The organism is Staphylococcus sp. GDY8P126P, assembly GCF_017891965.1.
GTDB lineage: Bacteria > Bacillota > Bacilli > Staphylococcales > Staphylococcaceae > Staphylococcus > Staphylococcus saprophyticus.
This window is the reverse complement of record NZ_JAESKG010000002.1, coordinates 485,128-509,028: the sequence shown is the minus strand read 5'-3', so window position 1 is coordinate 509,028 and position 23,901 is coordinate 485,128. Positions and strand designations below refer to the sequence as shown.

Sequence of the window (23,901 nt, the reverse complement as noted above, 5' to 3'; positions counted from 1 at the left end):
AAAGCAATATAAAAACTGAATTTTTATAAAAGTTTGAAAATTCAGTTAATATGATAGCGCTTTCTTTTAAGCTGGATGAATAAACCCAATTAATAATTTAGCAGTGGGATATCAAAGATACTATAACTTACTATTGACTAAATTTTCAGAAATCAATAAAATGTTTAATTATATTAAAAATCTATATTTAGTACTTAAAGATAAGGAGCACATTCAATGGAACAAACATCATTTAAACGTGCCATGAAACAGCGCCATCTCATGTTATTAAGCTTTGGCGGTGTTATTGGTACAGGATTATTTTTAAGTTCTGGGTATACTTTACAACAAGCTGGACCTCTAGGGACTGTCTTATCTTATATAGTAGGTTCAATACTTGTTTATCTCGTCATGCTTTGTTTAGGACAATTGGCTATTAAGCACCCTGTGACAGGTGGTTTTCATACATATGCGAGTAAATATATACATCCATCTATTGGCTACATTGTTGCGTGGTTTTATTGGTTGACCTGGACAGTAGCATTAGGTTCTGAATTTACAGCAGTGGGTATTTTGATGCAAAGGTGGTTTCCAGAAATACCTGAATATATCTTTGCTGCAAGTGCAATTATATTAGTATTAATTTTTAATATCATATCGACACGCTTTTATGCAGAAGTTGAATTTTATTTTTCTTTAGTTAAAGTGGTTACTATTATTGTATTTATTATCTTAGGCATATGCGTCATTTTAGGTTTGATACATTACAATGGTTATGAAGGAATACATACAGTGACTAACAGATATACGAATCCTACTTTTCCTAAAGGTATAGGTGCGGTGTTCTTAACGATGTTAGCAGTTAATTACGCATTTAGTGGTACGGAATTGATCGGTATTGCTGCGGGAGAAACTGAAAATCCTAAACAAGTCATTCCTAAAGCGATACGTGCAACTTTATGGCGCTTAATTATCTTTTTTATCGGTACAATGGTTATTATTTCTATTTTAATTCCAAGTTATCAAGGGAAATCTTTGGAAAGTCCATTTGTAGTCATCTTTCAAAAAATGGGGATACCTTACGCTGGAGATATCATGAATCTAGTCATTATCACAGCCTTATTATCTGCCGCTAATTCTGGATTATATGCAGCAAGTAGAATGGTATGGAGTTTAGCCAATGAAGGGGTATTTCCAAAATGGTTCGGACAGTTGAATAAATATCGCATGCCTATCAACGCAACATTATTTAGTATGGTAGGTGGTCTGTTGGCTTTATTATCAAGCATCTATGCAGCGGATTCACTCTATGTTGTGCTGGTGTCCATTGCAGGACTCGCTGTAGTCATCGTGTGGATGAGTATATGTGTTGCTTATTTCAATGCTAAAAGGTATGATCCTAGCCTTAAAATTCATCAATCTATACCTATTATAGGATTTATTTTATGTTTAGTTTCATGTATAGGAATGGTTTTTGATTCTAATCAGGCACCTGCACTTTATTTCGGTGTACCATTCGCTGTCATAGCACTCATATATTATTTCATTAAGTATCATAAGAAAAGAGGTAATTAAATGCGGTTATTAGAAAAATTGAAAGCTCAATCGCCATTGGTACTAGATGGCGGTTTGGCAACAACATTAGAACAAGCAGGCTGTAGTTTGAAAACTTCATTATGGTCCAGTGAAGTTTTAAAAAATAACCCTACACAAATTAAACAAGCACATCAAGCATTTACGGATGTGGGGGCAGACATATTGCTTACAAGTACGTATCAAGCGAGTTACCAAACTTTTTCTGATATTGGGATGAAGGCAACTGAAATAGATCAGCTATATAATACTGCAGTAAATCAAATTATGGAAGCCACGACGGATACACAAGTTATCGTGGGTAGCTTAGGGCCATACGGTGCCTATTTAAGTGATGGTTCTGAGTACACAGGTGCATACGATTTAAGTAAGGAGGATTATTTTCAATTCCATAAAACGCGTATAGAAGCATTGGTTAAAAGAGGTATCAATGATTTTGTATTTGAGACCGTGCCTAATTTCGAGGAAATTAAAGCGATTGTTGAATATATTGTGCCACATTATACAAATCAGACATTTTGGTTATCTGTCACAGTTAATGAAGACGGTGATTTATCTGATGACACAGAATTTGAAAGGTTATGTGCTTATATTAAGCAATATGCTGAACGCATACCGGTGTTTGGTATTAATTGTTCATCCGTCGCGGGTATAAATAAAGCTATAAGCAAAGGACTGAAAAATGTACCTCAAACAATAGCGCTTTATCCTAATGGCGGTGCACAGTACAATGCAGTGGAGAAAGAATGGGAAAGTGTAGGTAATCAAGGTTTAATTGTTGAACAAATACCTGATTGGTTAGACCAAGGCGTCAAGATTATTGGAGGGTGTTGTCAAACAACACCAGAGAACATTAAATCTATTAAAGAGGCTATAGAAACGCAATAAGTGCTTATAAAATATTTGTTCAAAGGTACGTTCATCGTATGTGAAATCAGAGCACACTTTTTATTTTAACGATGTCGTTAAGTAATAAAAGTGTGCATTTTTTATTTCATCAAGGCACATGATATTTAATGGTTAAAAAAGAAATTCAAATATTAAAAATGAGATTATAGTTTATTGTTTTAATCAATTAAAGAGTTAAAAAATCAAAAATGTAAAAATACAAAATTATCAAAAATGATTTATAGCATTAGTTGTAATTTTCAGAAAAAAAGAATATTATACAACCAAGCATTATTGAGATATATGCATGTAATCATTACATTAGTTTATTAATTGATAACAAAGGGGTTAATAAGCTAAGGCGATATATTAATGATGCTTTAAAACAATTGGAATTGGGGCAAGATTTATGACAAATACTTTGAACAGAGAGTTGAGTAATAGACATATTCAACTTATTGCGATTGGTGGAGCTATTGGAACTGGCTTATTTTTAGGGGCTGGTCAGTCCATTAGTTTAACGGGGCCATCGATTTTACTCACGTATATTATTGTCGGTTTTGTATTGTTTATGTTTATGCGTGCAATGGGTGAGATGTTACTTTCTAATACAGAATATAAAACATTTGCAGATATTGCGCACGATCAGATTGGTCCGTTTGCAGGATTTGTAACCGGATGGACGTATTGGCTAACTTGGATTACTTCAGGGATGGCAGAAATTACTGCAGTTGCAAAATATGTAGAATTTTGGGTACCCGATTTACCAAATTGGATCACATCTTTGTCTTGTATTTTGATTCTTATGGCCTTTAATTTAACAAGTACAAAAATGTTTGGTGAATTAGAATTTTGGTTTGCAATTATAAAAGTTGTAACAATCATTGCATTGATAGTTATTGGTATTGTCATGATTGTATTTGCAATTCAAACACCTTTTGGTAAGACGGGGGTCTCTAATGTTTATAATAATGGTGGTTGGTTCCCTCATGGTGCATCTGGCTTTTTCATGTCATTCCAAATGGTTGTCTTTTCATTTACAGGTATTGAAATATTAGGTATAACAGCTGGAGAAACAAAAAATCCTGAAAAAACGATACCGAAAGCAATTAACAGTGTACCAATCAGAATATTATTATTTTATGTTGGTGCATTAGCGGTGATGATGTCCATTATTCCATGGCAAGATATTGATCCAAATAATAGTCCATTTGTAAGTTTATTTGCACTTATTGGTGTGCCATTTGCAGCGGGGTTAATAAACTTTGTGGTATTAACTGCAGCATCATCGGCATGTAATAGTGGTATATTTGCAAATAGTAGAATCTTATTTGGGTTATCTGAGAAAAAACAAACACATCATTTATTAATGAAAACAAATAAAAAAGGTGTGCCTTATATAGCAATATTGGTAACATGCGCTTTGTTATCTATTACGGTGTTATTAAATTATTTAATACCGAACGCAACACAAGTGTTCTTTTATGTCACAGCAATTTCAACAATTTTATTAGTCGCTGTATGGATGTTTATTGTTCATGCCTATGCAAAATACGTTAAAACACATCCTGAATTACATAAAAAGAGTGACTTTAAATTGCCCGGTGGTATTCATATGGCAAGAATGGTACAGCTATTCTTTGTATTCGTATTGATTATCTTACTTGTTGTACCAGAAACAAGAATGGGTGTTGTATTATCACCACTGTGGTTTATCTTACTTGGCTTGATTTATTTAAGATATACAAGAAAAGCGCGAAAATTAGAAGTGAATAACCAATCAGACCTAGGATTAAAATAAAATAAGATGGGAATAGCAGTACTATCAATTCATATGTGTTTCAAAATGAGGCGATTGTAAATCGAAAGGGGCATATTCATATGGAAGCTGTATATTCTAAAGATGAACAAGGTGCATATCAAACATTAAAAATAATCATTGAACAAGATGTAGCAACAGTGTTTAAACTTTTAAGCACAACAGAAGGTATCCAACAATGGTTTCCACAATTATCATTTGAAGACCGTCAAGTTGGTGGTAAGATGAAATTCCAAATGGATGGGCAAGACGACGAAGAAATGGAAATTACAGCCTTTGAAGAAAATGAAACAATTGGCTATACATGGGATATTGGTACAGTAAGGTTTGATTTACATGATACTGGTAAAGAAACGGTATTGATTTTCGATGAATGTTTACCGTTTGCATTTCCACATATTATACTTGATTTTGCAGGCTGGCAGTTCCAAATGGAAAACATTAAGCAGGTTGCTGAAACTGGATCATCTATAGATCAACAAGCATTAGACTTTGATAGTAAAAAGCAAGAAATTGCAGAAAAATTAAATTTAAAATAATTCTTAAATATAATTTAGAAAGCTTAAAATTTATCTTTTAAGTCTTTTGCTTTATCTTGAGCTTGATCTTTAACTTCTTTTTGTTTATCTTTGTCGTTTTTCACTTCGTCTACTTTGTCTTTTGCTTGGTCTTTAAAATCATCAAATTTACTCATTATAAAAGCCTCCTTTATGATTTGTGACACAAGTACCTTTCCACTTATATCATTAAATAAACATTTTTCTGATTATTTTTTGGGAATTTAAAAAATAAAAATAAAAATTGAATTTGAATTTATTTTTAGAATGAAATAAGCTTTGTAGCGGTTGTGGATGGCTGAAGAAAAAATAAAAAAACAGAACAAACTTTAATAAAAAAAGTGGAGAAAATAGAGTTTATATTTTATAATATGGTAGATTATCAGCTAAATAATAACTTATCGGAGGTTTAATTATGGAATATACTTTACCTAATTGCCCAAAATGTGAATCTAGTTACACATATGAAGATGGTAACCTACTTGTTTGCCCAATGTGTGGTCACGAATGGTCTGAAACTGAAAATAAAGAAAATATGGAAGCGCAAATTACAAGAGATGTGAATGGTCATGAACTAGTAGATGGTGATTCGGTCACTGTGATTAAAGATTTGAAAGTAAAAGGCACTTCATTTGTCATAAAACAAGGTACTAAAGTGAAAAGTATCCGTATCGTAGAACCTGAAGATGGTCACGATATTGATGCTAAAGTGGATAAGATTGGTCTAGTTGGATTGAAATCGTCACTTGTTAAAAAATTAAAAAACTAATATTGGATAAAAATAGGGAGTGCCGCAGAAATGTTATTTTGTGGCACTCCATTGTTATATGTTACTTTTAATCATTTGATTTCTGTTGGATGTATTAATGATTATAAGTTTATCAATTGCTGGTGCTTGTGTAATGTATCGCTTTTCTACCATGCATAAAGTAGTAAAGGATAATGGATGCAATGACTACAATAGCCATCGTGATATATAGATAACGATATCCCATGATTGGCACCATGATGCCTAATACGAATGGACCAATACCAGCGCCAAAGTCAGCAAACATGTAGAATGTTGAGGTTGCTAAACCAATTTTATCAACAGGTGATTGTTGAATGGCAATGGCTTGCGCACTTGGGACAATCGTTCCATAACCGATACCTACAAATATAGCTGAAATAAGTAACAATAGACTTGTGTGTGTGATTGCTAACAGTACTAAGCCAATTGCAAAGCTACATAAGACAGGGTACATGACTTTATTTTCACCATAGGCATCATAAATTTTTCCTGTAAATGGACGTGTAACAAATGTACTGACTGCATAAACAATAAAGAAGAAACTAGATGCAGTCGCTAAATATATTTGTTCCGTATAAACAGTAAAGAAAGACAATACACTTGAATAAGCAATGCCGACGAATATAACGACAAATGAAATAGGTAGTGCTTCTTTTTGAATATATGCACGAATTCCTTTATTTTCTCTTTCATTGTTGTTCTCAACAGGTGGTTTTGGTAGTCCTTTAATAAATAGTGCAGCAATGAATGCAGTGATGATGATAACTAAACTAACAATGAAAATAGATTCGAAACCGAATCGTTGGTTTAATACAATGCCACAAAAAGGACCAATTGCTGATGCTGTGGTAACACTGAGGGCGTAGTAACCGATGCCCTCGCCTTTACGTTTTTCAGGAATAATTCTTGATGAAATTGTTCCAGTTGCTGTCGAAGCCAAACCAAACGCTATCCCATGTAAGAGACGGACAAGCATTAATAAAAATAGACTGCTAATAAGGAAATATAAGCCAACAGTAATAATTGAAAAGATAATGCCGAAGAGCAATACTTTTTTAGGTTGTAGATTGTCAATTACGCGCCCGGATGCTAAACGACCGAAAAGCATACCGATGATAAAGATACCTGCAGCTAAGCCACCCATACTTTCGGATGCATGGAATTTATCAATGGTAAATATAGTTACGGTAACAATTAATGTATAATGAATTAAATACATTAAAAAATTCACAAAGGTAATAGAGATAAAATCTTTAGACCAGAGTTTATCATACATAAGAAGACCGTCCTTTAATTAATTTTTTCATGCACTATTTATTATAATGATTAATGTGTGCTAATGTAAAATTAGTATTTTTAATATTTATATAAGAAACACTTATGTAAAAAGGGGTGAAGGTATGAATTTTGAACAATTAGCTTATGTTAAAAAAATTTATGAAACGGAATCCATCGTTCATGCTTCGGAAGCGATGCATATTAGTCAATCTGCAATGAGTCAATCGATCGCAAATTTAGAAGCAGAACTTGGCTATAAACTGTTTGATCGATCTCGAAAAGGCACGTTGCCAACTGAGGTAGGTAAAAAATTAATCCCTTTAATCATTGATATTTTAGAAGCAAAAGCACATTTAATATCAGAGGTTGATGCCATGCATTCAAATATTGTAGGCTCACTTAAAATTGCGACGATACCGACATTATTTAACAAAATCATACCGAAAGCATTGTCTACCTTTAAAAAGGATTATCCACACATTGAGGTTGAAGTGATTGAAAGTGACAGAGACAAAATTATGAAAATGGTAAAGGACAATGAGGTGGATATTGGCTTGATTGGGAAGACTGAAAGTGAAACATTCGGGCAGACCATCGTCTCTAATTCGCTTAATATATCTACAAATTTCAGATTGATTGTACCTAAAAAATCTAAATTATCATTACAAGATACGGTTGAAATGGAAGCTATTCAACAATATCCATTTGTATTATATGACCGCAATTTTTATCATCATAATTTTAAGCAATTTGAAGATGAAAATGGTCCGCTGAAAATTGTTTTTCGTACAAATAATCCTAGCGTTTTGATAAAAACAGTATCTGAAGGGTTAGGTGTCAGTATTGTTTCTAGTTTGATGCTTGAAGATGATCCGTTTCTTTTAAATGGTCTTATTGAAATGTTACCTATTGGCGCGCCTTTTGACTATTATATTTATTTTACTGCTATCACCCATTCAGATAGAACAAATGAACAAACGATTCGAACGTTTATTGATTATTTAAGAAAGTGAGTATGGAGGCCTAATAAAAACTGACTTTGTCGGCAGTTTTTTGTGCACGCTTTCCACAGGCACCGCCTTAGCCTGTAATCTTCGGTTAGCGTTTTTTCCAGAAGTCGTCCCTAAAAACTACCTTTATGATATGAAAAACATGATACGCCATAAATTAAAAGGTATTGATAGTTATTTTAAGTAATAACATAAATATAACAATAGACAAATCTGCCACAAATGAATAGGTGGGGTTGTCTATATCAAAAAAAGGCCCTAATAATAGGGCCCGTTTTTGGTTTATTGAATCTTATTCAAAAAATGATGGAAGTGCGATAAATCGGATATTTGGTGATTACATAAGGTGCTATCAAAACAAATGTAGTCACCTTTTTTGGTATATTGACCATCATTGCCAGTACGTGTTTTTCGCATAAATAGAGCAACACGGGATTCTTTATTGCAAATAGAGCAGAAACCTTTGACAGTTTGGTTAGAAATGTCTCCGTATACACCGTTTAATTTTCCAAAGGTATCATTATAAATGATGAATTTTCTATTTGAAGCAATATCATTCCAACCGATATACGTACTTGTTTGTAGCACTTCATCACTGATAAGTGGTGTTTTTAGCTTTTTAACTTTTTTAAAAAGGTTAGTGACTTGTTTATTACTCGGATGTTCAAATGGCTTAACATACATTTGTATGGTCGTTAAAATTTTTTGAGCTTGTTCTTTGGTAAGTTGTACATTCATGAGCTTTTCAACGTTTGAACGAATGGTAGTGTCTCTTGAGTTAAATGTACTAAGTATTTCATCACGTGTGACATCTTTGATTGAAGCGATTGTATTGGGATCGTTGACCGAATTATAAGCATTGACTAAATGTGCAACGCGTTCTTTTATATAGTTAAATTGATAAGGGTAAAGTTGTTTTTCCATTTTTATTAGTTCCTCTCACATAAATATAGCTTACATGCATAAGTTAGATGCCTTGTGATAAGGAATTAAATTACAAAGCATCGACTACGTTAATCGAACACTTTGTATTAATAATGTAGCATTTTTGTGCAACATATCATCATCTCCATATATGTTTAATAATTATCTTATAACAGGCTATCGTTTATGTGTCAAATCCGGTTTAATAATATAATATTGAAATCGCAATCAATTATTGTGTGGACTATATATTTTTAAAATAAATGTTCTTTCGATATATACAATAAAGCGTTTTTATAATATAATATAGGTGAAAATAAGGTTATTGTCCACGAGGGAAATACATTACAGTTTCTGTAATATACAAGGGAGATAGAAATATGAAAAAAATTATGATTACTGGTGCATTAGGACAAATTGGAACTGAGTTAGTTGTAAAATGTAGAACATTATATGGAAATGACAATGTCTTAGCCACTGACATTAGAGAACCTGAAGAAGGCTCTGCATTGAAAGATGGTCCATTTGAAATTTTAGATGTAACAGACAAAGCACGTATGGATGAATTAGTCGAATCATTCAAACCAGACACAATGATGCATATGGCTGCATTATTATCAGCAACTGCTGAAAAAAATCCATTATTCGCGTGGGACTTAAATATGGGTGGTTTAATGAATGCATTAGAAGTAGCACGTGAATATAAATTACAATTCTTCACACCAAGTTCTATTGGTGCTTTTGGTCCATCAACACCTAAAGTTAATACACCCCAAGTAACGATTCAACGTCCTACATCAATGTATGGTGTGAATAAAGTTGCTGGAGAATTACTATGCCAATATTACTTTGAAAAATTTGGTGTAGATACACGCAGCGTTAGATTCCCAGGTTTGATTTCACATATTAAAGAACCAGGTGGCGGTACGACAGATTATGCTGTAGATATTTATTTTAAAGCAGTTAGAGAAGGGCAATACTCAAGCTTTATCGCGAAAGATACATTTATGGATATGATGTTTATGGAAGATGCCATTAATGCGATTATTCAACTAATGGAAGCAGACGGCGTTAAATTAATTAATCGAAATGCTTATAATTTAAGTGCGATGAGTATTGAACCAGAAATGGTTAAAGAAGCGATTCAAGAATATTATCCAGACTTTAAATTAGATTACGATGTAGATCCAGTTAGACAATCCATCGCAGATAGTTGGCCTAATAGTATTGATGTAAGTTGTGCGAGAGCAGAATGGGGCTTCAATCCTCAATATGACTTAAGTGCAATGACTAAAGTGATGCTAGATGCTATTGAAGGCAAAGAGAAAGCAGAAGTAAAATAAATCATCTATTTTTTGAAGATAGAACTTCGTTCGATATACGGTTGTTAAGCATTTCACTATTTTAGGTGATGACATTAACGAAGTGTATGTCGACTATAGGTTCGGCTTCTTTTTTGTTTAAATAACAGCGATTTTAATACAAAATGCGAGCAATTAAACCATAAATTAATGTACGAACAGTGGTTTGATTATCCAAGATACATATTGTTGGTTTATTTGAAATTTTTTGAAAATTATTGAACACAGACTAGTGGATTGGTATAATTTAATATAATACTTAAGAATAAACATTGGGAGGAAGCAGTCATGTCAGAAAAAATTAAATTTGTACAGCGTGAAACACTTAAAGAAAAACCGGATCCAAGTGAATTAGGTTTCGGGAAATACTTCACTGATTATATGTTGAGTTTCGACTATGATATCGATCAAGGATGGCATGATTTAAAAATTGTACCTTATGGTCCAATAGAAATTTCTCCAGCAGCACAAGGTATTCATTATGGTCAATCTGTATTTGAAGGCTTAAAAGCTTATAAACATAATGGAGAAGTTGATTTATTCCGTCCATCAGAGAACTTCAAGCGTATTAATAAATCGTTGGCACGCTTGGATATGCCACAAGTAGACGAAGAAGTGGTATTAGAAGGTTTAAAACAACTTGTAGATGTTGAACGTGATTGGGTACCGGAAGGTGAAGGACAATCATTATATATTCGTCCATATGTTTTTGCGACAGAAGGTATTTTAGGTGTACGTCCTTCATACTCTTATAAATTATTAATTATATTATCTCCATCGGGTTCATATTATGGTGGTGCATCACTCAACCCAACTAAAATTTATGTCGAAGATCAATATGTGCGTGCCGTACGCGGCGGTGTAGGTTATGCTAAAGTTGCAGGTAACTATGCAGCAAGCTTATTAGCGCAATCTAACGCTTCAGCTCAAGGTTATGATCAAGTACTTTGGTTAGATGGTGTTGAACAAAAATACGTGGAAGAAGTCGGAAGTATGAATATCTTCTTCGTTGAAAATGGTAAATTGGTAACACCAGAATTAAATGGTAGTATTTTACCGGGTATCACACGTAAGACGGTGATTGAATTAGCTCAAAATTTAGGCTATGAAGTGGAAGAACGCAAAGTATCTATCGATGAATTGATTGAAGCGCACAATAAGGGCGAATTAACAGAAGTATTCGGTACAGGTACAGCAGCAGTCATTTCTCCAGTAGGCCAATTAAAATACGGTGAGACAGAAATCGTAATTAATAATAATGAAACTGGTGAAATCACACAAAACTTATATGATCATTATACAGGCATTCAAAGTGGTAAACTTGATGATCCACAAGGATGGAGAGTCGTAGTACCAAGATATTAAAATTAATCCTAAAAAGGTTGGTAACGCATGTGCGTTACCAACCTTTTTTATGATGATATTTATTTGAATGACAGCCGCTGAACGATGTTAATCTTTTGAAATGTCATTAAAGACATCTTCGTTGATGCCTTCTTTAAAACCTTGTTTTACTGCATCAAAACTATCAAAAAAGCTAACAACAAATAAGGATAAGATAATGACGGCAATGCCTTTATACCAACTCGATGGTGACATCGGTTTTTGTCGTTTTGAAAAATAAACGCCGATTAGAATGCTAACGATAATAAAAGTAATTGCATAAATCATGATACGCTTACCCCTTTATTAATATGTATGAAATGATTTTAACTTTTTATTTTTAAATTTTTTCTTCATTTTTTGCTTTATGCTCGCCATTTTCTCCACCTTGCTTAATGTCATCTACATGATAGAATCCACTGACAATGACCATGGCAAATGCAATGACACCGATGCCTTTAAACCAACTGGATGGTGACATTGGCTTATCTCTTTTTGAAAAATAGATACCAATACATACTGCAATAATTACAAATACTATAAAGTAACCTATTTTAAAAACCCCCCTTGTAACATTTAAATGTTTTGCAGAATTTATATTTGTCGTCATTATGATAACATAATACGTATAGAACGCAAATTAAGTTAAGTATCAGATACATGCAATTAAATCAAATTCAGTTACAATATTTGTTTCGTGTGACATTTTTGTACTAAAATATAAAGCATGAATTATTTTAATTAAGCGAAATTATAGGAGCTGTTCAAGCATGAAATGGATTTTATTTGATAAAGATGGCACGATTATATATTTTGATCGTAGTTGGATGAAGATTGGTCTACAATTAGTAGATGATTTTATGGAAGCGTATGATCAAGATATTGATGATAAGTCAGCAGCATATGCACATTTAGGTGTGGTTGACGGTGAAATACAGCCGGGTACAATCATGGCTTCAGGTGCACTGGATGAAATGGTGCAAGCGTTTTGTGATATTGCTGGTCAAGATGTCACGAAATGGGCACAAGCACGCAGTCAAACCTTAGTAGATAATAGAGTGCCTGAAAATGTATTGGTTGAAGGTATCGAGGATACGTTAAAAACATTACAGAATCAAGGATATAAAATGGGCATTGTTACAAGTGATTCGAAGAAAGGTGTCGAGCAATTTTTAGAGATTGCTCAATTTAATCACTTTTTTGATGTCGTTATTTCAACCGAAGCGAATGCAGTCGAAAAACCAAATCCAGAAGTATTAAATCCATTATTTAATCAATATGATGTTGCTCCTGAAGACGTCGCTATTGTTGGTGACACTGCAAATGATATGCAAACCGGTGTTAATGCACAGCTCGGATTAAAAGTTGCGGTGTTAACTGGTGTAGGATTAGCAGAGGAATTTACCCAAGCGGATTATACTGTAGAAACAGCAAATGATATCGTAAATATATTAAAAAAATAGGCGCAGTGTCTAAATTATGTCATAATATGCTTAACGTATATTATGACTTTTTTAATATTTAATTTTAAATATTGAGGTGATCAAAATGATTGATGGGAAGTATGCAGATTATCATGGCGAGACGTTTAAAGTTGTGGAAATGATAAGTAATGATGTGGTGTTGGTTACTGAAGATGAACGAGCGTTAGATTTAGGGTTTGAAGCTAAAACAATAAAACATTCTAAACATACATTATATTTTAAACAAGTAGCACGTGATGATATCGATGAGCTTTACGCATTATATCAAGAAGCGCGATACGGTGGCGCAATTTTTGATTTGTATCAAGATACGGAAGGACAACTATATATCGGAACCGAAGACCAAGATAAGGCAAGTACCTTTGGTTTAGTACAAACGGATGAACATTATTACAGTAAATATGTGACAGACGATGAAATTGAAAAAATTATTTACCGTAGCCATATTGAGTAATTTACGGCTATACACATAAAAAGTCACTCCGACCAAAACTTAGTGGAGTGACTTTTTTTTAATATATTGAATTTAACGTTGATCGACTTTACGATATGTTTCGATGACGTTGCGAATTTTGTCAATAACTGGGTTGAGTGTTTCAGGATCTTCGTGCAGATCATATTCATTAATATTGACTCGAACAACTGGACAAGCATTAAACTCGCTAATCCAATCTTCATAACGTTGATATAATTTTTGCCAGTATGCGGTATCCGTTTCAATTTCCATTTGACGGCCACGTTGTTTAATACGATTGATGACATCGTCATAATCGCACTCTAAATAAATTAATACATCTGGTTTAGGGAAGTAAGGTGTCATGACCATTGCGTTAAACAATTCAGAATAAGTTTCAAAGTCTTCAGGACTCATCGTACCTTGTTCTTGATGCATTTTCGCAAAAATATCGACATCTTCATAAATAGAACGGTCTTGAATAAAACCGCCACCATATTCAAACATTCGTTTTTGTTCTTTGAAACGTTCTGCTAAAAAATAAATTTGTAAATGAAAACTCCAACGCTCAAAATCATTATAAAACTTATCCAGATAAGGGTTGTGGTCTACGTTTTCAAATGAAGTTCTAAAATTAAAGCGCTCTGCTAAAGCTTTTGTTAATGTTGATTTACCAACGCCTACAGTTCCGGCGATAGTAATGACAGCATCTTGCGGGATACCGTAATTATTCATGCTCATGTCCTCCAATCAGTGGCTTCACTAATTCTAAAATATAATTATAATCGTTTTCATACTTCATAAAATCAAGGTGTGTCGTATCAATACGTATGACACGTTCACCATCGTTCTTTAAAGATTCGTAATAGTCATTGTAATCACGTTTTAAATTTAATAAATAATCATCTGCAATTTGATGTTCAAAGCTCCGATTACGGTGCGCAATACGTGATTTTAGTGTCGCCAAATCAGCGTCTAAAAAGATAATCATATTAGGCATTTCTAAATCTTCGGTTAAAATATCATAGATTCTTGAAAATTTATTGTATTCCGTTGTAGTTAGGGTATTATTTGCAAAAATTTTATTTTTATAAATATGGTAATCACTGACAATACCGTTTTCAATTAATGCGAGATCTTGAAATTGTTTATATCGATTACATAAAAAGAACATTTCTGTTTGAAAGCTCCATTTGGAAATATCTTCATAAAAATCCGATAAAAATGGGTTTTCTGTGATGATTTCTTTTTCTTCGTAATATTTATAAGTTTGACTAAGTTTATGTGCTAAAGAAGATTTTCCGACTCCAATCGGACCTTCCACAGCAATAAATTGTTTTTTCATATTTACCGCTCCAATGTTAAAATAGACAATAAATATTGTACCATATGTGAGGTGTGTGAGATACATGACAAATCATGAATTTTATATGGAAGTTGCGATTGAAGAAGCAAAAAAAGCTGGCAATATAGGTGAAGTACCTATCGGTGCAATTATTGTAAAAAATGATGAAATTATTGCTAGAGCGCATAATTTACGCGAATCTGAACAAAATCCAACTGCACATGCTGAACATATTGCGATTCAACGCGCCGCAGCTGCTTTAGGAAGTTGGAGACTAGAAGGCTGTACTCTTTATGTAACTTTAGAACCGTGCGTGATGTGTGCGGGGAGTATAGTGATGAGTCGTATTCCTTCTGTGATATATGGAGCTAAGGACCCCAAAGGTGGGTGTGCCGGTAGTCTAATGAATCTGTTGCAAGAACCAAGATTTAATCATCGGGCAACAGTAGAATTTGGTATTTTAGAAGAATCATGTAGTCAGTTATTAACTGCGTTTTTTAAAAATATAAGAAAAAATAAAAAAAACATTCGAACAGCCGATAATACAAAAAAGTAAACATTTGATAGAATATGAATATGTTACAAAATTATGGCAAATGAGAATCATATATAATTGATTTTGTGTTATCGATCTTAGAAGGGAAAGAGGTAAACAAATGATAAATTTAATTGCTACAGATATGGATGGGACGTTACTAAATGCTGCACATGAAATATCGGAAGAAAATATAAAAGCTATAAAGTATGCACAATCCCAAGGTATTACAGTTGTTATAGCAACAGGACGTGCTTTTTATGAGGCGAATTCACCGGTAAATCAAACAGATTTAAAACTACCTTATATTTGCTTGAATGGTGCCGAAGTTAGAGATGAATCATTTAATATTATGAGTACATCCAATTTAAATCGTGAATTGATTAATCGAATTACAAATGAGTTAAAGTCAGAAGATATATATTATCAAGTATATACAAATTTAGGTATTTATACTGAAAACCCTCAACGAGATTTAGAAATCTATATCGATATTGCAGAACGTGCAGGTCAAAAAGCGGATGTTGAAAAGATTAAAGCAGGTATTCAAAAGCGTATTGATAATGGCACATTAAAAGTTGTAGATAATTACGACAAAATTGAGGATACACCGGGTGAAATTGTGATGAAAATATTGGCATTTGATAGTGATTTAGCAAAGATTGATCGTGTGAGTGAAAAATTAGCACAATCAGAAAGTCTTGCCATCTCATCCTCATCTAGAGGTAATATTGAAATCACACATTCAGATGCTCAAAAGGGCATTGCATTGGAAACAATTGCTGAGCGATTAAATATTGATATGGAAAACGTAATGGCCATTGGAGATAACATGAATGATATTTCTATGTTAGAGCGAGTAGGTTATTCGGTATCTATGGCAAATGCAGCACCAGAAGTAAAAGCAGTCGCGACGTACACAACGGATTCAAATGAAGAAAGTGGTGTCGGTAAAGCGATTATGAAACTACTTCAAGAAAATAACAAAAAATAGTATGAGGTGAAGTAATAAATGAAAGGTTTAATTATAGTTGGTAGTGCTAAAGTGGGGTCACATACAACAGCACTATCTCAATATTTGAAAGGTCATTTTGAAGAACATGACTTTGATGTTGAAATTTTTGATTTGGCGGAGCAACCTATCCACCAACTTGATGTTTCTGGAGCATCTAATCCAAGTGAAAGTTATAAAAATAATTTACAAACATTAAAAACTAAAGCAAGAGAAGCTGATTTTTTCGTACTAGGTAGTCCTAATTATCACGGTTCTTACTCAGGTATTTTAAAAAATGCTTTAGACCATTTAACAATGGATGATTTTAAAATGAAACCAGTAGGATTAATAGGTAATAGTGGTGGTATTGTCAGTTCTGAACCATTGTCACACTTACGTTTAATTGTACGTTCGTTATTAGGTATTGCAGTACCTACACAAATTGCTACACATGATACGGATTTTAAAAAATTAGATGATGGTACATATTATTTAGCTAATGAAGAATTTCAATTACGTGCGCGTTTATTTGTAGATCAAATTATTTCATTTGTAAAAAACAGTCCATATGAACATTTAAAATAAGCCAGTTCAATAAGCAAGAAAGAAGCGCTTATAGGTTATCTATCAGATATAGGTAATCTATAGGCGCTTTTGATTAACTGTTTATTTTTAAGATATTAGAAACAATCGAATGATACTGTCGTATAATTTTAGTGATTTTGTCAAAATCAATACTATGTAAATAGATACGTCGTTCATCATGTTCATGGCGTGATTTTGTAAATAAACCGAAGTTACTCAGGTTATTTATTTGAATCGAAATCGGTGTATTGTCAATGTTTAAATGTCTTTTAAGTTCTACTGCATCAATTTTGTCTTTATTTAAGTATTTCAATTGTTCTAAAATAATAATTTCTAAAAATGTTAAACCTAAATCTTTCTTGATTGCCTTTTTTATGATGTTTCTGTTTTTTTCATATAAAATTGTATTCATATCTAACCTCTCATTTCTTTTTAAACCCGCTAATGAATGTATAGAGTCATAACGCATTTGCTTTCATAAGTAATTTTAGGAAAATGGATTAGTTTTCCTAGAAAAGGAGATGCCATGTTTGGTCATAATCCATTTTATTATTATCAACAATTTGTATGATTAAATTGAGATAGAAATACTGCCATAATAATTTTAATATGTAAATTGTCTATAGAACATCAGCGAAATTTAATTATTAATATCTATTGTTTTAATATTAATAGATTATTGCAAAATTTAGGGTGTAAATTTTAGCATAACACATTAAAATTTTACTTTGATAAAAATTGAGATGAATTTAGAATGAAAATAAATTAAATGAAAAATGACAAAAAAGCATATGCGCAACCGAATCAAGAGGGTTACACATATGCTAAGTCATAATGATTATTTTCTATATTTTAATTTTGCGAATGCATCGTGTTGATGAATAGATTCTTCATTACGGCATTCAATATCGAAGCCATCGAGCCAATCAAAATCGACTAAATCTGCTGCGATTAAGCGAATGAGGTCTTCAACAAATCTAGGATTTTCATATGCACGTTCCGTTACGCTCTTTTCATCCGGTCTTTTCAAGATAGGGTATAATATAGAGCTTGCATTGGCTTCCATGGCATCTAAAATCACATCTTTGTAATTATCAATCAGCTCAATGTCTTTATTAATGTATGCCTTCACAGTTACAATACCACGTTGATTGTGTGCAGAATATTCACTGATTTCCTTAGAGCAAGGACATAGTGTCGTTACCGCTGCTTCAATCGTAATTTCTTTACGTGTCACATTTTGTTTATCAATTGCTAAACCATAAGTGACGTCCGCATGTCCAACTGCTTTAATTTGTGTTATTGGGCTAAAACGGTCAAAAAACCATTTTGCTGATACGTCTAATCCTGCAGCATTTTGATTCATACGTTCTTGTAGGCTGCGTAATAATTGGTATAGTGCATCAAAATCTAATTCAATACCGTTATGGTAATGTTTTTCAACACTTTCTAAAATACGGCTCATGTTAATCCCTTTTTCGTCTAGGTTTAAACTAGTTGAAAAGCTAAAATTACCAGCAGTCTGGAAACGATCAACAAGTACTGGATAAACCAGATTCTTAATACCGACTTCTTCTATTTCAAATAAGAAGTTTTTATGGGTGCTTTGTAAATCTTTCATTTCTTCTTTTATTGTTGGTTTCGTACCTTCTATTGGGTCGACGGATCCAAAATGTTTCCAACGACCTTCACGTGTAGATAAGTCAAATTCTGTCATGCTATTGCCTCCACTTAAGATTCAAAGTTATAAGTCCAATAAGGTTCTACTTCTAAGAAACTTTGTGCTTCTCCAGATACTTCAGGTGTGGCTAATTGTTTTAAAAAAGGACCTGTCTGAGATGAATGGGCTTCAAATGCGCGAAGTTTTACCTCTTTATAATCACTGATCTCATTTAGTATATCAGGGGCACCTAGTTTTTCTGGTGCATCATTACTAAATGCTACGAGTTGTAAACGTGGTCTTTCAGATGCTGGCATGCGACCAACTGTTCTAACGACAGCCTCTGCAGTCGCTTCATGGTCTGGGTGCACAGCAAATTGCGGGTAGAATGAGATGATAACAGATGGGTGTAATTCATCGATTAGCGATTGAACCATTGCGTCCATCTCATCATGGGGTTCGAATTCCACCGTTTTATCTCTTAATCCCATTTTACGCAAGTCAGTTATGCCAATGGCTTCCATTGCGTTTTCTAATTCTTTTTCACGAATATCCGGAAGTGTTTCGCGTGTTGCAAAAGGCGGATTACCTAAATTACGGCCCATTTGACCTAATGTTAAACATGCATACGTAACCGGTACGCCATGATCAATATATCGTGCTAATGTGCCTGCAGATGAGAATGACTCATCATCTGGATGCGGAAAAATGACTAATACTTGGCTTTCCTCTGACATGGTATGCCCTCCTTACGCTTTAAATGGTGTTGTACTGATTTCTAAGGCAGCGGCTAATTGTCCTTCATAATTAAATCCAGCTAATAGAAATTCATCATTTTCATTGACTTCGAAATGCGTTAATCCTTGTACATAAACCCAACCATTATCTTTTAGTTTGAGTCCAACACGATAAGGGTCTTTGTTACCACCTTTGAGTTGCGCATGTTCATAAGTAACTTGAATATTTCTTAAAAAAGTACCGGCATTAAATACGCGTTGGTCGAAGTGGGCAGCATATGCACCATTTGTCGTTTCAACGTGAATGTATACAGGTTTATGCTCATATGATGAAAGTAAAGTTTGTACTTTGTCATAATCGATCTCTTCCAAATTCATTGCCTCCTTGCTTTCAGAACCTAATTTTACAAAATTCATTTATTGAAATCATTTTTCGGTATCGTATTCATTAATAAATCAGTCCATATCTTAGTGTAAACCGACTTTTATACATTTTCTACCTGAAAAGTAAATTTTATAGATAAGATTGTATTTTTTGATTATCTTTCCATTCTACTAAAAAGTACATCATAAATGTATCTCTATGCTCAATAAATCGTAAGTATTTTATAATTTTTTGTTAAGTATGATGTAGGAATTCGATTTCTGTCAAAAATAAGATAATCACGTATAATAAGTAAGTGTAAGTATATGTAAGTATATGGATAGATTAGAGTCGTTTTGTATTTATTTACGGGGAGGGCACGTATATGAAAATAACAAATCTTGGTACAAGCGGATATGCTTCATTTTATGTGGCGTGTGAATTATATAAACAAATGAGCCAACAAAATCATAGTAAATTAGGACTAGCTACAGGTGGCACGATGGTAGACGTATATCGTTTTTTGGTGCAATTATTAAGAAAAAACAAATTAGATGTTAGTGAAATTGAAACGTTTAATTTGGATGAATACGTCGGACTCGATGTACAGCATGAGCAAAGTTACCATACTTATATGAATGAGATGCTATTTAAACAATATCCTTATTTTAATCCATCATTACTTCATATACCAAACGGGAATGCCGACAATTTAAACGATGAAACGAAACGCTATGAACAATTGATTAATCAAAAAGGTCCAGTAGATATTCAAATTCTAGGTATTGGTGAAAATGGTCATATTGGTTTTAATGAACCAGGCACAGATATTAATAGCGCAACGCATGTCGTTGATTTAACAGAAAGTACAATTAATGCAAATAGTCGTTATTTCGATAACGAAGTAGATGTGCCCAAACAAGCAGTTTCTATGGGATTATCTACCATATTAAAAGCGCATAGAATTATTTTATTAGCTTTTGGTGAGAAAAAAAGAGCTGCTATTGAAAAATTAGCAGAAAATGAAGTGAACAGCGATGTGCCCGCTACGATATTACATGCACATCCAAATGTAGAAATATATGTTGATGACGAAGCGGCACCTCGATTATAGAAATTCGTTTTAAATTTTATGAAACGGGTAGACATTTTAAGTAAATGATTTTAATGAGTAATCAGTAAGTTTAGCCATGTTATGGCTTTGATAATTTAATTCAAGAAGGGATGATCATTTTGGAATTACAACTAGCAATTGATTTATTAAATAAAGAAGAAGCGGCAGAGCTTGCAAATAAAGTAAAAGATTATGTAGATATCGTAGAAATTGGTACACCTATTGTGATTAACGAAGGTTTACCAGCAGTACAATATCTAAACGATAATATTGATGGCGTAAAAGTTTTAGCAGATTTAAAAATTATGGACGCAGCAGATTATGAAGTAAGCCAAGCAGTTAAATTTGGTGCTGATGTAGTAACAATCTTAGGTGTTGCTGAAGATGCATCTATCAAAGGTGCAATTGAAGAGGCGCATAAAAATGGCAAAGAGCTATTAGTGGATATGATTGCAGTACAAGATTTACAAAAACGTGCTAAAGAATTAGATGAATTAGGTGCAGATTATATCGCTGTACACACTGGCTATGATTTACAAGCTGAAGGTGAATCACCATTAGAAAGCTTACGCCAAGTTAAATCAGTTATTAATAATTCTAAGGTAGCTGTTATTGGTGGTATCAAACCAGATACAATTAAAGAGGTTGTAGCAGAAGAACCAGATTTAGTTGTCGTAGGTGGCGGTATTGCTAATGCAGATGATCCAGTAGCAGCTGCAAAAGCATGTAAAGATGCGATTGAAGGCAGATAATATGACTGAAATTACAAATTATCGATTAATTTTAGATGAATTAGACCATACACTATCGCATGTCAGAGATAATGAGGCGGAAGCTTTTTTAGCACAAGTAGTCAAAGCGAATCAAGTTTTTGTAGCGGGTAAAGGTCGCTCTGGATTTGTAGCGAATAGTTTTGCTATGCGTTTAAATCAATTAGGCAAATATGCGCATGTGGTCGGAGAGTCAACAACACCATCGATTACGAAAGATGATTTATTTGTTGTTATTTCTGGCTCTGGTTCTACAGAGCACTTGCGTATCTTAACTGAAAAGGCTAAAAGTGTTGGAGCTGAAGTTGTATTACTAACGACAAGTCCTAATTCAGCGATTGGTAAACTTGCAAATGCAGTGATTGAGTTACCAGCTGGCACGAAATATGATGCTGAGGGATCAACGCAACCTTTAGGTAGTCTTTTTGAACAGGCATCACAGATATTATTAGATAGTATTGTTTTAGATTTAATGTCTGAACTGAACGTGGATGAAGAAACAATGCAACAAAATCACGCTAATTTAGAATAATTGAGTAGCGATTAAAAATTTAAGCAGTGTTGCTTAGATTTTCGAGAGTCGACAAAGTTATAAATGCTTTGTCGACTTTTTTATGCTCAGGTTTAAACAATTTTTAATTACTATTTTGTATTTAATCGTTTTGCAAGTTAGTGACACAAATGCAACGGTTTAGAGTGGTTATTTTAGGTTGATTACCAAAATGGGATGACTCCCCATAATTAATGAAATGTAATTCGAATATTGACTTATCATTACCCAAATGAACGCTTAATTGAGGTGAAAATGGAAAATATAAGTTCATATTTACCACAAGGAAAGATTCATGCTATTTAGCAGTTTTAATGTTAACATATTTGTTGTGAAGGTTAACAAATAGTGGGGGAATCATAGTGGAATTATTAAAGAAAATGGATGATTATGCGAAAAAACAACCCAATCAATATGCTTTAGACTTTGGACGAGATAAACAAACGTATGCAGGGTTAGTACAAAATATGAAATGGTATAAACAACAGTTTCAGCATATACCACAATATAGTTATGTGGGGTTACTAATTGAAGATCCTTTAACCACCATAGAATTATATTTAACCATGCTTCATCATCAATGTATTCCTTGTATATTGGACTATCGTTGGTCAGAAGAACAGATTAAAACACTGATAGATCATTATGGCATCCCATTTTTAATAAATAGTGAATTAGAAGTGATAAAAACGCAAAATGAACAGGGACAACTCAAGTGGCACGAAGATGTATTACATATTGGCTTTACTTCTGGAACGACAGGTTTGCCTAAAGCTTATTATAGAAATGAATTATCTTGGATATATTCTTATGAAGAAACAGAAAAATTAATGAAAACTGAAATAGATACTATGATTGCACCTGGCCCCTTGTCACATTCATTATCTTTATTTGTGTGTGTCTTTGCGCTATACACAGGACGAACGTTTATTGGACAACAGCAATTTGATGCTCAGACATTAGCGGACATGATGCAAAATGATCATACAATCCATCATTGTGCTTTGTTTGTAGTTCCAACAATGTTAGATGCCTATGTATCTGGACAATTGGAAATACAACAAATTAAATATATTTTTTCTACTGGTGATAAATTACCTTATAGTTTGAGAAATCGTGTTGCTACGCATTTTCCTAATGCAACGTTAATAGAATTCTTTGGAACATCGGAAGCAAGTTTTATAAGTTATAACTATGATAATGAAGCCCCTAGCCATTCAGTGGGTAAGCTATTTCCAAATGTGAAAATTGATCTTGAGCAGCCTGACGACAAAGGTATTGGTAAATTAAAAGTTAAGAGTAACATGGTCTTTAGTGGATATGTTGATGATGCACATCAAAGTGATTGTTGGATAGGCATAGGTGATTTTGCATCTATGGATGCCCATAACTATCTATATTTACACGGTCGTGAGCATGACCGCATGATTATTGGTGGGAGAAATGTTTATCCAATAGAGGTTGAACGTGCTGTACAAGATTTCGAAAGTTTTCATGAGGTTTTAGTGATTAGTGCACCGCATACAAAATTTGGAGAAATTGCTGTTTTATTATATACAGGCACAGAACACGTGACTTACAGCGAACTAAGAGCATTTTTATCGAAGCGATTAGCGAGATATCAAATACCTTCCAAACTGTTAAAAATAGAAAAAATGGAACATACCCAAAGTGGGAAAATTGCACGTGAAACTATGAAACAGCGTTATATGAAAGGAGCACTTTAA

28 protein-coding genes are annotated in these 23,901 nt (G+C 33.4%); 17 read left to right on the top strand and 11 right to left on the bottom strand.

The window, feature by feature from the left end:
* Positions 1–216 precede the first annotated feature (216 nt).
* The 4 genes from KA893_RS05030 (at position 217) to KA893_RS05015 (ending at position 4,818) form a co-directional block, all read left to right on the top strand.
* A complete protein-coding gene (locus KA893_RS05030; protein WP_194375991.1) occupies positions 217–1,554 on the top strand; it encodes an amino acid permease in 1,338 nt (445 codons plus the stop codon).
* Positions 1,555–2,460: a homocysteine S-methyltransferase gene (gene mmuM, locus KA893_RS05025; protein WP_194375990.1), complete on the top strand. Its 906-nt coding sequence runs from the start codon at positions 1,555–1,557 to the stop codon at positions 2,458–2,460.
* 409 nt (positions 2,461–2,869) lie between these two features.
* On the top strand, positions 2,870–4,261 hold the full coding sequence (locus tag KA893_RS05020; protein ID WP_069821720.1) for an amino acid permease: 1,392 nt from the start codon (positions 2,870–2,872) through the stop codon (positions 4,259–4,261).
* An 80-nt stretch (positions 4,262–4,341) separates the two neighbouring features.
* Positions 4,342–4,818 (top strand): SRPBCC family protein, encoded by a 477-nt coding sequence (locus tag KA893_RS05015; protein ID WP_002484111.1) that lies wholly within the window; start codon positions 4,342–4,344, stop codon positions 4,816–4,818.
* 23 nt (positions 4,819–4,841) lie between these two features.
* On the opposite strand, the gene KA893_RS14140 is transcribed toward KA893_RS05015, so the two are convergent.
* A complete protein-coding gene (locus KA893_RS14140) occupies positions 4,842–4,973 on the bottom strand; it encodes a hypothetical protein (RefSeq protein ID WP_002484110.1) in 132 nt (43 codons plus the stop codon).
* Positions 4,974–5,251: 278 nt separating this feature from the next.
* Here KA893_RS14140 and KA893_RS05010 point away from each other — a divergent pair, with 278 nt between their 5' ends.
* Positions 5,252–5,605: a zinc ribbon domain-containing protein YjdM gene (locus KA893_RS05010; protein ID WP_011303800.1), complete on the top strand. Its 354-nt coding sequence runs from the start codon at positions 5,252–5,254 to the stop codon at positions 5,603–5,605.
* Between the two features lie 112 nt (positions 5,606–5,717).
* On the opposite strand, the gene KA893_RS05005 is transcribed toward KA893_RS05010, so the two are convergent.
* A complete protein-coding gene (locus KA893_RS05005; RefSeq protein ID WP_194375989.1) occupies positions 5,718–6,902 on the bottom strand; it encodes an MFS transporter in 1,185 nt (394 codons plus the stop codon).
* A gap of 124 nt (positions 6,903–7,026) precedes the next feature.
* Between KA893_RS05005 and KA893_RS05000 the strand changes: the two genes are divergently transcribed.
* Entirely contained in the window at positions 7,027–7,917 is an 891-nt protein-coding gene (locus tag KA893_RS05000) for a LysR family transcriptional regulator (protein ID WP_041079789.1), read from the top strand.
* 279 nt (positions 7,918–8,196) lie between these two features.
* Here KA893_RS05000 and KA893_RS04995 read toward each other — a convergent pair whose 3' ends face one another.
* Positions 8,197–8,838 carry a FusD family fusidic acid resistance EF-G-binding protein gene (locus tag KA893_RS04995; protein WP_194375988.1) on the bottom strand — a complete coding sequence of 214 codons (642 nt, stop codon included), beginning with the start codon at positions 8,836–8,838 and terminating at the stop codon, positions 8,197–8,199.
* 380 nt (positions 8,839–9,218) lie between these two features.
* On the opposite strand from KA893_RS04995, the gene KA893_RS04990 reads away from it, so the two are divergent.
* Positions 9,219–10,181, top strand: a complete 963-nt coding sequence (locus tag KA893_RS04990; protein ID WP_002484105.1) for an NAD-dependent epimerase/dehydratase family protein — start codon at positions 9,219–9,221, stop codon at positions 10,179–10,181.
* A gap of 306 nt (positions 10,182–10,487) precedes the next feature.
* Positions 10,488–11,564 carry a branched-chain amino acid aminotransferase gene (locus tag KA893_RS04985; RefSeq protein WP_002484104.1) on the top strand — a complete coding sequence of 359 codons (1,077 nt, stop codon included), beginning with the start codon at positions 10,488–10,490 and terminating at the stop codon, positions 11,562–11,564.
* An 87-nt stretch (positions 11,565–11,651) separates the two neighbouring features.
* On the opposite strand, the gene KA893_RS04980 is transcribed toward KA893_RS04985, so the two are convergent.
* Both KA893_RS04980 and KA893_RS04975 read right to left on the bottom strand, forming a co-directional pair.
* Positions 11,652–11,870, bottom strand: coding sequence for a hypothetical protein (locus KA893_RS04980; protein ID WP_037539066.1), 219 nt, complete (start codon positions 11,868–11,870; stop codon positions 11,652–11,654).
* 52 nt (positions 11,871–11,922) lie between these two features.
* Positions 11,923–12,192, bottom strand: a complete 270-nt coding sequence (locus KA893_RS04975) for a hypothetical protein (RefSeq protein ID WP_228481216.1) — start codon at positions 12,190–12,192, stop codon at positions 11,923–11,925.
* 160 nt (positions 12,193–12,352) lie between these two features.
* Between KA893_RS04975 and KA893_RS04970 the strand changes: the two genes are divergently transcribed.
* The gene (locus KA893_RS04970; protein WP_115340709.1) at positions 12,353–13,045 is read left to right on the top strand and encodes an HAD family hydrolase; all 693 of its coding nucleotides are present in this window, start codon (positions 12,353–12,355) and stop codon (positions 13,043–13,045) included.
* Between the two features lie 85 nt (positions 13,046–13,130).
* The gene (locus KA893_RS04965) at positions 13,131–13,520 is read left to right on the top strand and encodes a hypothetical protein (RefSeq protein ID WP_041079785.1); all 390 of its coding nucleotides are present in this window, start codon (positions 13,131–13,133) and stop codon (positions 13,518–13,520) included.
* 72 nt (positions 13,521–13,592) lie between these two features.
* On the opposite strand, the gene KA893_RS04960 is transcribed toward KA893_RS04965, so the two are convergent.
* Together KA893_RS04960 and KA893_RS04955 are read right to left on the bottom strand one after the other, a co-directional pair.
* Positions 13,593–14,255: a deoxynucleoside kinase gene (locus tag KA893_RS04960; RefSeq protein WP_002484099.1), complete on the bottom strand. Its 663-nt coding sequence runs from the start codon at positions 14,253–14,255 to the stop codon at positions 13,593–13,595.
* A complete protein-coding gene (locus KA893_RS04955; protein WP_002484098.1) occupies positions 14,248–14,865 on the bottom strand; it encodes a deoxynucleoside kinase in 618 nt (205 codons plus the stop codon). The genes KA893_RS04960 and KA893_RS04955 overlap by 8 nt, the downstream gene beginning before the upstream one ends.
* A gap of 64 nt (positions 14,866–14,929) precedes the next feature.
* Between KA893_RS04955 and tadA the strand changes: the two genes are divergently transcribed.
* The 3 genes from tadA to KA893_RS04940 all read left to right on the top strand — a co-directional run bounded on the left by tadA (position 14,930) and on the right by KA893_RS04940 (position 16,979).
* Complete coding sequence (gene tadA, locus KA893_RS04950; protein WP_041079783.1) at positions 14,930–15,421, top strand: tRNA adenosine(34) deaminase TadA; 492 nt, start codon at positions 14,930–14,932, stop codon at positions 15,419–15,421.
* Between the two features lie 100 nt (positions 15,422–15,521).
* A complete protein-coding gene (locus tag KA893_RS04945) occupies positions 15,522–16,394 on the top strand; it encodes an HAD family hydrolase (RefSeq protein ID WP_041079782.1) in 873 nt (290 codons plus the stop codon).
* A gap of 18 nt (positions 16,395–16,412) precedes the next feature.
* A complete protein-coding gene (locus KA893_RS04940; protein WP_041079781.1) occupies positions 16,413–16,979 on the top strand; it encodes an NADPH-dependent FMN reductase in 567 nt (188 codons plus the stop codon).
* 73 nt (positions 16,980–17,052) lie between these two features.
* On the opposite strand, the gene KA893_RS04935 is transcribed toward KA893_RS04940, so the two are convergent.
* The 4 genes from KA893_RS04935 to KA893_RS04920 form a co-directional block, all read right to left on the bottom strand.
* A complete protein-coding gene (locus tag KA893_RS04935; protein ID WP_037539060.1) occupies positions 17,053–17,391 on the bottom strand; it encodes a transcriptional regulator, SarA/Rot family in 339 nt (112 codons plus the stop codon).
* Positions 17,392–17,817: 426 nt separating this feature from the next.
* Positions 17,818–18,696: a GTP cyclohydrolase FolE2 gene (folE2, locus tag KA893_RS04930; RefSeq protein WP_002484093.1), complete on the bottom strand. Its 879-nt coding sequence runs from the start codon at positions 18,694–18,696 to the stop codon at positions 17,818–17,820.
* Positions 18,697–18,710: 14 nt separating this feature from the next.
* Positions 18,711–19,376, bottom strand: coding sequence for a bacillithiol biosynthesis deacetylase BshB2 (bshB2, locus tag KA893_RS04925; RefSeq protein WP_002484092.1), 666 nt, complete (start codon positions 19,374–19,376; stop codon positions 18,711–18,713).
* Positions 19,377–19,388: 12 nt separating this feature from the next.
* Positions 19,389–19,754 (bottom strand): YojF family protein, encoded by a 366-nt coding sequence (locus tag KA893_RS04920; protein WP_162483072.1) that lies wholly within the window; start codon positions 19,752–19,754, stop codon positions 19,389–19,391.
* Between the two features lie 371 nt (positions 19,755–20,125).
* Here KA893_RS04920 and nagB point away from each other — a divergent pair, with 371 nt between their 5' ends.
* From nagB to KA893_RS04900, 4 genes are all read left to right on the top strand, one after another.
* On the top strand, positions 20,126–20,854 hold the full coding sequence (nagB, locus tag KA893_RS04915) for a glucosamine-6-phosphate deaminase (RefSeq protein WP_115340708.1): 729 nt from the start codon (positions 20,126–20,128) through the stop codon (positions 20,852–20,854).
* Between the two features lie 119 nt (positions 20,855–20,973).
* Positions 20,974–21,606, top strand: a complete 633-nt coding sequence (hxlA, locus tag KA893_RS04910) for a 3-hexulose-6-phosphate synthase (protein ID WP_037539054.1) — start codon at positions 20,974–20,976, stop codon at positions 21,604–21,606.
* 1 nt (position 21,607) lies between these two features.
* Positions 21,608–22,156, top strand: coding sequence for a 6-phospho-3-hexuloisomerase (gene hxlB / locus KA893_RS04905; RefSeq protein ID WP_002484088.1), 549 nt, complete (start codon positions 21,608–21,610; stop codon positions 22,154–22,156).
* A gap of 380 nt (positions 22,157–22,536) precedes the next feature.
* Positions 22,537–23,901 carry an AMP-binding protein gene (locus tag KA893_RS04900; protein ID WP_115338666.1) on the top strand — a complete coding sequence of 455 codons (1,365 nt, stop codon included), beginning with the start codon at positions 22,537–22,539 and terminating at the stop codon, positions 23,899–23,901.

What these genes read in the sequence shown, in the direction of transcription:
- KA893_RS05015 (WP_002484111.1), top strand. Translation starts at nt 4,342, where the DNA reads ATGGAAGCTGTATATTCTAAAGATGAACAAGGTGCATATCAAACATTA.
- folE2 (WP_002484093.1), bottom strand. Translation starts at nt 18,696, where the DNA reads ATGACAGAATTTGACTTATCTACACGTGAAGGTCGTTGGAAACATTTT.
- KA893_RS05005 (WP_194375989.1), bottom strand. Translation starts at nt 6,902, where the DNA reads ATGTATGATAAACTCTGGTCTAAAGATTTTATCTCTATTACCTTTGTG.
- KA893_RS04920 (WP_162483072.1), bottom strand. Translation starts at nt 19,754, where the DNA reads ATGAATTTGGAAGAGATCGATTATGACAAAGTACAAACTTTACTTTCA.
- KA893_RS14140 (WP_002484110.1), bottom strand. Translation starts at nt 4,973, where the DNA reads ATGAGTAAATTTGATGATTTTAAAGACCAAGCAAAAGACAAAGTAGAC.
- KA893_RS04935 (WP_037539060.1), bottom strand. Translation starts at nt 17,391, where the DNA reads ATGAATACAATTTTATATGAAAAAAACAGAAACATCATAAAAAAGGCA.
- KA893_RS04945 (WP_041079782.1), top strand. Translation starts at nt 15,522, where the DNA reads ATGATAAATTTAATTGCTACAGATATGGATGGGACGTTACTAAATGCT.
- KA893_RS05020 (WP_069821720.1), top strand. Translation starts at nt 2,870, where the DNA reads ATGACAAATACTTTGAACAGAGAGTTGAGTAATAGACATATTCAACTT.
- tadA (WP_041079783.1), top strand. Translation starts at nt 14,930, where the DNA reads ATGACAAATCATGAATTTTATATGGAAGTTGCGATTGAAGAAGCAAAA.
- KA893_RS04975 (WP_228481216.1), bottom strand. Translation starts at nt 12,192, where the DNA reads ATGACGACAAATATAAATTCTGCAAAACATTTAAATGTTACAAGGGGG.
- hxlB (WP_002484088.1), top strand. Translation starts at nt 21,608, where the DNA reads ATGACTGAAATTACAAATTATCGATTAATTTTAGATGAATTAGACCAT.
- KA893_RS04990 (WP_002484105.1), top strand. Translation starts at nt 9,219, where the DNA reads ATGAAAAAAATTATGATTACTGGTGCATTAGGACAAATTGGAACTGAG.
- KA893_RS04970 (WP_115340709.1), top strand. Translation starts at nt 12,353, where the DNA reads ATGAAATGGATTTTATTTGATAAAGATGGCACGATTATATATTTTGAT.
- KA893_RS04955 (WP_002484098.1), bottom strand. Translation starts at nt 14,865, where the DNA reads ATGAAAAAACAATTTATTGCTGTGGAAGGTCCGATTGGAGTCGGAAAA.
- KA893_RS05030 (WP_194375991.1), top strand. Translation starts at nt 217, where the DNA reads ATGGAACAAACATCATTTAAACGTGCCATGAAACAGCGCCATCTCATG.
- KA893_RS04985 (WP_002484104.1), top strand. Translation starts at nt 10,488, where the DNA reads ATGTCAGAAAAAATTAAATTTGTACAGCGTGAAACACTTAAAGAAAAA.
- KA893_RS04960 (WP_002484099.1), bottom strand. Translation starts at nt 14,255, where the DNA reads ATGAATAATTACGGTATCCCGCAAGATGCTGTCATTACTATCGCCGGA.
- KA893_RS04940 (WP_041079781.1), top strand. Translation starts at nt 16,413, where the DNA reads ATGAAAGGTTTAATTATAGTTGGTAGTGCTAAAGTGGGGTCACATACA.
- KA893_RS04995 (WP_194375988.1), bottom strand. Translation starts at nt 8,838, where the DNA reads ATGGAAAAACAACTTTACCCTTATCAATTTAACTATATAAAAGAACGC.
- KA893_RS04980 (WP_037539066.1), bottom strand. Translation starts at nt 11,870, where the DNA reads ATGATTTATGCAATTACTTTTATTATCGTTAGCATTCTAATCGGCGTT.
- bshB2 (WP_002484092.1), bottom strand. Translation starts at nt 19,376, where the DNA reads ATGTCAGAGGAAAGCCAAGTATTAGTCATTTTTCCGCATCCAGATGAT.
- KA893_RS04965 (WP_041079785.1), top strand. Translation starts at nt 13,131, where the DNA reads ATGATTGATGGGAAGTATGCAGATTATCATGGCGAGACGTTTAAAGTT.
- nagB (WP_115340708.1), top strand. Translation starts at nt 20,126, where the DNA reads ATGAAAATAACAAATCTTGGTACAAGCGGATATGCTTCATTTTATGTG.
- mmuM (WP_194375990.1), top strand. Translation starts at nt 1,555, where the DNA reads ATGCGGTTATTAGAAAAATTGAAAGCTCAATCGCCATTGGTACTAGAT.
- KA893_RS05010 (WP_011303800.1), top strand. Translation starts at nt 5,252, where the DNA reads ATGGAATATACTTTACCTAATTGCCCAAAATGTGAATCTAGTTACACA.
- KA893_RS05000 (WP_041079789.1), top strand. Translation starts at nt 7,027, where the DNA reads ATGAATTTTGAACAATTAGCTTATGTTAAAAAAATTTATGAAACGGAA.